General features: G+C 57.9%; 7 protein-coding genes. 6 read left to right on the top strand and 1 reads right to left on the bottom strand.

Annotation, left to right across the window (positions count from 1 at the left end):
* Positions 1–211: 211 nt before the first annotated feature.
* Together QZ377_RS12205 and hypB are read left to right on the top strand one after the other, a co-directional pair.
* Positions 212–565: a hydrogenase maturation nickel metallochaperone HypA gene (locus tag QZ377_RS12205; protein ID WP_012625124.1), complete on the top strand. Its 354-nt coding sequence runs from the start codon at positions 212–214 to the stop codon at positions 563–565.
* A gap of 170 nt (positions 566–735) precedes the next feature.
* Positions 736–1,404, top strand: a complete 669-nt coding sequence (gene hypB, locus QZ377_RS12200; RefSeq protein ID WP_291441466.1) for a hydrogenase nickel incorporation protein HypB — start codon at positions 736–738, stop codon at positions 1,402–1,404.
* A 341-nt stretch (positions 1,405–1,745) separates the two neighbouring features.
* On the opposite strand, the gene QZ377_RS12195 is transcribed toward hypB, so the two are convergent.
* Positions 1,746–2,648, bottom strand: a complete 903-nt coding sequence (locus tag QZ377_RS12195; RefSeq protein ID WP_291441464.1) for a peptidoglycan glycosyltransferase — start codon at positions 2,646–2,648, stop codon at positions 1,746–1,748.
* Between the two features lie 382 nt (positions 2,649–3,030).
* On the opposite strand from QZ377_RS12195, the gene QZ377_RS12190 reads away from it, so the two are divergent.
* The 4 genes from QZ377_RS12190 to QZ377_RS12175 form a co-directional block, all read left to right on the top strand.
* Positions 3,031–3,756, top strand: coding sequence for an SPOR domain-containing protein (locus QZ377_RS12190; protein WP_291441463.1), 726 nt, complete (start codon positions 3,031–3,033; stop codon positions 3,754–3,756).
* Positions 3,757–3,927: 171 nt separating this feature from the next.
* Positions 3,928–5,385 carry a catalase gene (locus tag QZ377_RS12185; RefSeq protein ID WP_291441462.1) on the top strand — a complete coding sequence of 486 codons (1,458 nt, stop codon included), beginning with the start codon at positions 3,928–3,930 and terminating at the stop codon, positions 5,383–5,385.
* Between the two features lie 422 nt (positions 5,386–5,807).
* Positions 5,808–6,806 (top strand): efflux RND transporter periplasmic adaptor subunit, encoded by a 999-nt coding sequence (locus QZ377_RS12180; protein WP_291441460.1) that lies wholly within the window; start codon positions 5,808–5,810, stop codon positions 6,804–6,806.
* Positions 6,803–8,652, top strand: a 1,850-nt coding sequence (locus tag QZ377_RS12175) for an ATP-binding cassette domain-containing protein (RefSeq protein ID WP_291441458.1), incomplete at its 3' end; no start/stop codon positions are given. The genes QZ377_RS12180 and QZ377_RS12175, both read left to right, overlap by 4 nt.

Genomic DNA, 8,652 nt, shown 5'->3' with positions numbered 1-8,652 from the left:
CCTTATTGAGTTCTTGTACCGCAAATGCCCCGTCCGGCAGCTCCCAGACAAAGTCATGAGTTTTGCGGCGGCTTTCCGTCCAGTCGGTGGAAAAGGAGTACACGCCTGAGAATTTTGAGCGACGCATGCCCGAAATGTACATTATTTACGCCGAATGGCAAGAATGCCTTCCGGCCTTTACGTGGCTGGGCCTTTGAGCTAGTATACCGCCATGCACGAAATGGCCATCGCACAGAGCTTGCTGAAAATGGCGGAAGAGGAAATTACCCGTCAGGGCTGTACCCGTCTTGAGGTGGTGAACGTCAAATATGGCGCTCTCGCCGGACTGGTGCCGGAATCTCTTCAATTCTGTTTTGAAACCATGATTCAGGGTACGCCCCACGAGGGCGCGCGCCTTGAAATGGAAGAGTTGCCGTTGCAACTGCACTGTCCTTTCTGCGGCGCAGATTTTGGCGGTGAAGGGCAGGATGCTCTTGTGCAACCCTGTCCCGGCTGCGGCGAGCAGTTCGGCCATGTGGTCAAGCAGGGCAGGGAACTGTATTTGAACCGCCTTGAGGCCAGTTGACCAAAACCGGATCGGGGCATCAGGCCCGGTGGGGCGGGTGCTGCGAAAATGCGGCGGCTTTCTTGCCGACGGTGCTTTTTTAACTAGCCATACCATCCATCATCGCCTTCTCAACGTATTGATACTTCATATTAAAAGACCCCAGTGCCGGGGCCTGCAAGGAGACTGGCATGCAAATTCCCGTGGTTCGCAATGTGCTGGAAGCCAATGAAAAAATGGCGGCTCATGTGCGCAAGCGGCTGTCTGACAGCGGGATTCTGACCCTGAATCTTATCAGTTCGCCCGGCGCGGGCAAGACCACGTTGCTGGAACGCACGCTTACCGATCTGGCGGGAGAGTTTCGCATGGCTGTGGTGGAAGGCGACCTGCAGACAGACAACGATGCGCGCCGCGTGGCCGCTACCGGGGCGCAGGCCGTGCAGATCAATACCGACGGCGGCTGCCATCTTGACAGCAACATGATTCTGACCGCGCTGGACAGCCTTGATCTTGAAGGTGTGGATATCCTTTTTATTGAAAACGTGGGCAATCTTGTTTGCCCTGTGGAATTTGACTGTGGCGAAGATGCCAAGGTTGCCCTGCTGAGCGTTACCGAAGGCGACGACAAACCGGAAAAGTATCCGCTTCTTTTCAATCTGGCCCAGGCGCTTGTGCTGAACAAGGTAGACCTGCTGCCTTATGTGGACTTTGATATGGGACGAGCCCGTAATTTTGCCACAAAGCTCAACAAGGATCTGGATATTTTTGAAGTCTCCTGCCGTCATGGACAGGGCCTTCAAGAATGGTACGGCTGGCTGCGTGCCATGCGGGCTGCCAAAAAAGAAGGTCGCCCACTTTAGAGTCTTCTGAAAAGCGGTGCTAACAGAATTTGTATACCTGTCCCGGGCGAGGGCTGCACAGAGTCGTGCCGCTCTTTCCCGGGGCGGTTTTTTTGAGGGTAAACAGAAAATGTTTACAGATCAGCAGCAATGCCAGTCAGAAGTCATGATTTTGTGGTTAAAAATATAGCTCTGGATGCTGTTGCCGTGCCTGGGCATTGCGGTTGCCCGGCAAAGGCGACACGGCTGCCCCGATAATTGTGGCAGGCACAGCGCCTGACATAGAAAATCCCGGCTTTTGCCGGGATTTTCTATGTTCCAAAAGCGGGGAAGAAGCAGGGAGCGTCAGGCCTGGGACCTACTCAACGGCCGCCTTCGCCAGACTGATAGGCGGCCACATCCACAACAAGATTTTTTGATGCAGGGCGCAGGGTCAGGGTAAAAAGCTGTACGTCCTGCCGGGGGGTGTCGGCATCGGCCAGGTTCGGCAGCATGGCTGCCGGAGCAAGCATGATGGTGGCCTCGCCCTGGTCTGCCGCCAGAAAATAGTCCAGTACCTGCCGGAGCATTTGCCGGTGTTGCGCGGCGTCTGTTCTGGGCAGCTCCACAAAGTCCATATCCAGTCCCGGCAACTCGGCCTGCCAGGGGGCGTAGCCCTGCGCATAGAGCGTTTCAAGCAGCTTGTTCAGAGTGGCGGCGTCAAGCTTACGGCGCAGTTCCATATGTTCGAGGCGGTCGGGGTTGCCGGACCGCGCCGCACCAGCCGCGCCGTTTTCCGCCTGGCCGGGCAAAAGGCGCGCGGCCCAGACCATGCCGGCAAAGCCAAGGCTGGTGAGCACGGCGTCGTTGTCGTCATAGGGCGGGTTTTTGTCCAGCAGGGCGCACACATCCTTCATGCTCATGCCGGGGCGAAACTGGTCAAGCAGGCAGACCGGTCCGCTGTTTTCATCGGGCAAAAGGCTTTGCATCCGGGCGCTGAACTGGCGGCTGCCGCCTTTGAGTGTCGTCAGGCTCATTTGGTCGGGCCGGGGGCCGAAGGCAAGGCTGGCGGCCTGTCCTACGGGTACAGCGCTGAAAGTCCAGAGGGCCAGCCCTGTATCCAGGCGCAGGTCTGCCGTTCCGCCGGGATTTTCTATTTCATCGCTGCCGCCGGGGACCATGTCCAGTCGGGCAAACTGCGTAACGCCTTTGCGCTGCAAGCTGATGTTGAGCAGGTCTTCATCTGTTTTATTGACAATAGCAAGAAGTTGAGGGCCTGCTGCCATGCTGTGCCCCGCCCACAGAAGAAAAATAAAACAGGCGAGAAAACAGAGCAGGCTTCGCTGCGAATAATTACTGAAGGTCATGCATACACTCCCAATGTCTGTACCCGGCGTCATCTACGCTAGGCGTATTATAGCAGAGCGCGGGGGCGGCCCGCAAGTCGCCAGCAGAGGGCATGTAAAGCGTATTTTGGGGCATCCGGGGGCTGCTGGCCGGATTGTTGCCGTGTGCGACATGAAGCGCGTCAGCCGGCAGCTCCGGGCCAACGGCGATTACGGGTGCTCTTTACGCACAGGGGCGCGCCTGCTATGTTGCGGTATGTGCGCTTCTGTCTGGCATCTGCCTGAAGAACCCGCGCAACTCTCAATACAGAAAGGGAAAAACATGCCTTCAGTGTTTCGTAGCAAGTCACCGTCAGGCCAGGAAGAACCTTCAAAATGCCTGTGCCTGCGGCCGTCTTCTTTGCTGGCGGCGTGTTTTCTGGTGGTAGCGGCCATTGCACTTGCCTATGTGGGGGGCGTCATGAGTGGCCGGGCCTACTGGCGAAGCCACGGGGCGCAGCAGACGGCCATGAACCGTACACAGAGCGGGGCTGTTGAAAGCGAAGCGCAGGCAGAAGACGTGCCGCAACAACAGATTTTGGCTCCTGAAGAACTGAAATTTGCCAGGGTGCTGCGGGGCGAAAGCTTGCCTCCGGGCATGGCCGAAGGCCTTAAGCCCGGTGAAATGGCGGCTCCGGCGCAGGGGCAACAGACCGGCCCCAAAAACATGCAAAACGCCGTGCCTGCGCCTCCCCCATCCGCAGGACAGGCCGCACAGACGGCACAGACCGACCAGCCTGTGGTGCTGAACAGTCTGCAACCTGTAAGCAACACATTCGACTATGTATTTCAGGTCGGAGCTTTCAAGGACGAGGAAAGTGTGGACAGCCTGCGGCAGCGTCTTGAAGGCCGTGGCCTGAGAACGCGCATGCAAAGGTCGGGCAAGCTGCTTGTTGTTTTTGTGATGCTGCGGGGGAACGATGCCAGAGCTGAAGAAGTGGTGCAGGCCTGTGAAAGCCTGAACCTCGGTAAACCTCTCCTGCGTAGCAAGACAGCGGTAACTCACTAATATTAAATTGGAATAAAAACATAAAAAAGGAGATATCCGGTTGTTCGTAAATGGTAATAATTACTATTTACAAACTGGCCTATCCATGTCATCTTCCAGCAAGAGGCGGTCACTGAGTCCGGGGCCGCGATTCTGCCTGGACTGCACAGACAAACCAAGGAGACGACCACTATGTCGAACGACCAGAACAAACTCACCAATAATGCCGGTGCGCCGGTGGCTGACAACAACAGGGTACTTACTGCCGGCCCGCGTGGCCCCATGTTGTTGCAGGACGTATGGTTTCTTGAAAAACTGGCCCATTTCGACCGTGAAGTTATCCCGGAGCGGCGCATGCACGCCAAAGGGTCGGGCGCTTACGGCACCTTTACTGTCACGCATGACATCACCCGCTTTACCAAAGCTTCCCTTTTTTCTCAGATAGGCAAAAAAACAGATCTTTTTATGCGCTTTTCCACAGTGGCGGGTGAGCGCGGCGCAGCCGACGCCGAGCGTGACATCCGTGGTTTTGCTATCAAATTTTATACAGATGAAGGCAACTTTGACCTTGTGGGCAACAACACCCCCGTTTTTTTCTTGCGGGACCCTTTAAAATTTCCCGACCTCAACCATGTGGTCAAACGCAATCCGCGCACCAACATGCACAGCGCCCAGGACAACTGGGACTTCTGGTCGCTCTTGCCCGAAGCCTTGCATCAGGTCACCGTGGTCATGAGCGATCGCGGTATCCCGGCTTCGTATCGCCACATGCACGGCTTCGGCAGCCATACTTTCAGCTTTCTCAATGCGAACAATGAACGCTTCTGGGTCAAGTTTCATTTTAAAACCCAGCAGGGAATCAAAAATCTTACCGACGCCGAGGCTCAGGAGCTTGTGGGCCGCGACCGCGACAGCCATCAGCGTGATCTGTTTGAGCATATTGAAAAAGGCGATTTTCCCCGCTGGAAGCTTTTTGTGCAGGTCATGCCCGAAACTGACGCTGAAAAGCTGCCTTACCATCCCTTTGACCTCACCAAGGTCTGGTATCACAAAGACGTGCCCATGTACGAAGTGGGCGTGCTGGAACTGAACCGCAATCCTGAAAACTACTTTGCAGAGGTGGAGCAGGCTGCGTTCAACCCCGCCAATATCGTACCCGGTATCGGTTTTTCGCCGGACAAGATGCTTCAGGGCCGCCTGTTCTCCTACGGCGACGCACAGCGCTACCGCCTGGGCGTGAATCACCACCTTATCCCCGTGAATACGGCGCGCTGCCCCTTCCACAGCTATCACCGCGATGGCCAGATGCGCGTGGACGGCAACTATGGCGGCCATACCAACTATGAGCCCAACAGTTACGGAGCTTGGCAGGAACAGCCTGAAGCCGCGGAACCGCCCCTGAAAATCAACGGCGACGCCGATCACTGGTCCTATCCTTGCGATGATGCGGACTACTTCGAGCAGCCGGGCAAACTGTTCCGTCTGATGACGCCGGAACAGCAGGAGGCCCTGTTTGGCAATACGGCCCGCAACCTTGGCGATGCCCCCAAGGAGATAAAGCTGCGGCACATCCGCAACTGCGCCAAGGCCGATCCGGCCTACGGCGCTGGAGTGGCCAGGGCCTGCGGCATTGACCTCGCAGAAATATAGCGGATCTGGCTGCCAGGTTTTACTGACCTGCGGCCTGGCGGTCTGACCCAGGTTTTCTTCTGACGCTTTTCGTTCGGCAGTTCTCCTGTCGGCATGCGCCACCTATACCCCCCGGAAATTCCGGGGGGTTCCTTTTGGGGACCCGGCCCGGCTGGCACCGGCAGTCTGGCTGTTGCTGGGCGCGTGCCGGACAGCCCGGTTGGGGATGATACCCCGCGTCATGCCTGCGGCGTGCGCCACGCCGTCCACGGCAGCCTTGTGGACAAGGAGTACAGCTCTGGCTATGCTTTATGCGCGCCCGCCATCAAACTGCTGCGGCGCAAACGTAAAGCCCGACAGACGGCAAACCTTGTGCCACCTCTTGCCCGCACAGTTTGCTGATATCCGGTTCAGGTCAGGCGCTTGATGCATCAGGGGGACCCATGCAAATCTCTCGTAAGGTTGTGGGTACGGCCGCCGTGGCGGTCGTACTGCTGGCAACCTTTTTTATCTGGCTCTGGCTGAGCGGCCGGAATAACGCCACGCTCACACTCTATGGCAATGTGGATATCCGTCAGGTCGACCTGTCCTTCCGGGTTGGCGGGCGCATTGCAGAAGTGCTGGTGGACGAGGGAGCCGCTGTGGTTCACGGGCAGGCCCTTGCGCGTCTGGATGCCGACCTGCTCACGCAACAACGGGACGAGGCCGCCGCGTATCTGGAGGGCCAAAGGGCCGCTCTTATGCGTCTTGAGCGTGGTTATCGTGTGGAAGAAATAGCCCAGGCCCGGGCTTCGGTAAGCGCGGCCACGGCCCTGGCAGAAAATGCCGCCATCAATCTGCGCCGTGTTGTTGCCATGCGTTCTTCCAATGCCATTTCACAAAAAGAGCTGGACAATGCCCGGGCGCAATCCCGTGAAGCATCCGCAAAGCTGCGTTCCGCCCAGGATCAGCTTGATATGCTCCTTTCCGGCTACAGGGAAGAAGATGTTCTTGCGCAGCGCGCTTCTGTTGATGCGGCGGCGGCAGCACTCAAGCGTGCAGAAATACAGTTGCACGATGCCGTACTGGTTGCCCCGCAAAAGGGTGTGGTGCTCACCCGCGCCCGTGAGGCCGGGGCCATCGTCCAGTCCGGACAGACGGTCTATACCCTTACCCTTACGGATCCGGTCTGGCTGCGAGCCTATGTGGACGAGCCGGATCTTGGCCGCATCAAGCCGGGCATGCCTGTGCGCGTTCTTGTGGACGCCGCCCCGGGAAAGAGTTTTCCGGGAACCGTTGGTTTTATTTCGCCAACGGCGGAATTTACCCCGAAAACCGTTGAAACCAGGCAGGTGCGCACGTCTCTGGTTTACCGCTTGCGGGTACAGGCTGAGGACCCGGAAAATGTCATGCGTCAGGGCATGCCTGTAACTATTCTTGTGGACGGTGCTGAAGCGCCATGAGCAGCGCTGTAGACGCGAATTCCGGCGGAACAGCCGTACAGTTGAACGGGTTGGGCATGACCTTCGGCAAAGGGCGCAGGGCTGTTACGGCACTGGACGGTATTTCCACCACGGTTCCTGCCGGATGTATCACAGGGCTTGTGGGGCCGGATGCTGCCGGAAAGACCACGCTTATGCGTATTCTGGCCGGATTGATGCTCCCTTCACGGGGAGAAGTGCTGATTTTCGGCCGGTCACCGCAAAAGCTTGTCAGCGAGAGCGCCAACAGCATTGGTTATATGCCGCAACGTTTTGGGCTGTACGAAGATATCAGCGTGATGGGTAATCTGCGTCTGCATGCCAGCTTGCGCGGTCTTGAAGGCAAAGCTCGTGAAGAGCTTTTTGACCGGCTCTTGCGCTTTACCTCGCTTGCACCTTTTACAGAAAGGCTGGCCGGGCGTCTTTCCGGCGGCATGAAGCAAAAGCTTGGCATTGCCTGTGCTCTGCTCGGATCGCCCCGCCTGCTGCTTCTGGATGAGCCGGGAGTGGGGGTAGACCCGCAGTCCCGGCGCGAGCTGTGGCGCATGGTGCAGGAGTTGAGCCGTGACGGCATGAGCGTCATATGGGCAACGGCATATCTGGACGAGGCTGAACGGTGCGCACAGGTGGTGGTGCTGGACAAGGGGCGCGTTCTTTATTCCGGCGCACCGGATGCGTTTACCGGCAGGGCCGCCGGACGGGTTTTTCTGCTCAAGACTCCTGCCGGAACACACAAGCGCGAGCTGGCCCGCTGGACCATGCGGCCAGCCATTGAGGACGCCCTTGTGCAGGGCAGCCGCATTCGTCTGGTGCTGGCGGCTGATGCCCCGGAAGAGCTGAGGAGCGGCATTCTGGCGCAGGGGGGCGAAGCCGTACCGCCGCGCCTGGAGGACGCGTACATGAGCGCTGTGGGTGGTATCAACCAGGATCCTTCGCCGTATGCCGGGCTGTATGCGCAGTGCCATATTCCCGGTGAGGCAAGCAGCCGTGATGCAGAAAAAAACGGCCTTGAAAAGAGCGCGCAAACCCGGGCGACAGGCGCGCCGGGGGCGAGCGATGCTTTGCCGCCCGCAAAAACCCATGGCCTGCCGAGCATTGAAGCCGTCCACCTCACCAAAAAATTTGGTAATTTTACCGCTGCCGACAACATCAGCTTCAGTGTGCTGCCCGGTGAAATATTCGGTCTGCTCGGCCCCAATGGAGCAGGAAAATCAACAACATTCCGCATGCTTTGCGGTCTTTCGCGGCCTACATTGGGGCAGTGTTCCGTTGCCGGTATGGATCTGCTCACTGCGGGCAGCGAAGCGCGCGCGCGGTTGGGCTACATGGCGCAAAAGTTTTCACTGTATCCGGACATTCCGGTTGTGGAAAATATCAAGATCTTTGCCGAACTGTACGGGCTGAGCCGTCAGCGGCGCGATGAACTTTTGCCCGTACTGTCCGGCGCGCTGGAATTGCAGGATTTTTTGCACAGCCGCACGGGCGATCTCCCCTTGGGCCAAAAGCAGCGTCTGGCCCTTTTATGCGCCACCCTGCACGAACCCCCCGTGCTGTTTCTGGATGAGCCTACATCCGGTGTGGACGCGCGTACCCGGCGCGATTTCTGGAAGCATATTTCAGCCATGACCGCTGCCGGGGCCGCTGTACTTGTGACTACGCACTTTATGGAAGAGGCCGAATACTGCGACCGCATCGCCCTTATTTACCGGGGAGCCATGATACGCATGGGGACGCCTGACGAGCTCAAGGCGGCTTGCACGTCTGTGGAAGATCCTACCCTGGAGGAAGCCTTTATTGATAGTATTGAGGAATATGACAGGCAGAATCC

Source organism: Desulfovibrio sp. (assembly GCF_019424165.1).
In the GTDB taxonomy this organism is placed as follows: Bacteria; Desulfobacterota; Desulfovibrionia; order Desulfovibrionales; family Desulfovibrionaceae; genus Desulfovibrio.
The sequence above is the reverse complement of the archived record's forward strand: the minus strand, read 5'-3'. Positions and strand labels throughout refer to the sequence as shown.

Excerpts from the sequence above, each read along its gene's own strand:
- QZ377_RS12205 (WP_012625124.1), top strand. The coding sequence starts at position 212 with ATGCACGAAATGGCCATCGCACAGAGCTTGCTGAAAATGGCGGAAGAG.
- hypB (WP_291441466.1), top strand. The coding sequence starts at position 736 with ATGCAAATTCCCGTGGTTCGCAATGTGCTGGAAGCCAATGAAAAAATG.
- QZ377_RS12195 (WP_291441464.1), bottom strand. The coding sequence starts at position 2,648 with ATGGCAGCAGGCCCTCAACTTCTTGCTATTGTCAATAAAACAGATGAA.
- QZ377_RS12190 (WP_291441463.1), top strand. The coding sequence starts at position 3,031 with ATGCCTTCAGTGTTTCGTAGCAAGTCACCGTCAGGCCAGGAAGAACCT.
- QZ377_RS12185 (WP_291441462.1), top strand. The coding sequence starts at position 3,928 with ATGTCGAACGACCAGAACAAACTCACCAATAATGCCGGTGCGCCGGTG.
- QZ377_RS12180 (WP_291441460.1), top strand. The coding sequence starts at position 5,808 with ATGCAAATCTCTCGTAAGGTTGTGGGTACGGCCGCCGTGGCGGTCGTA.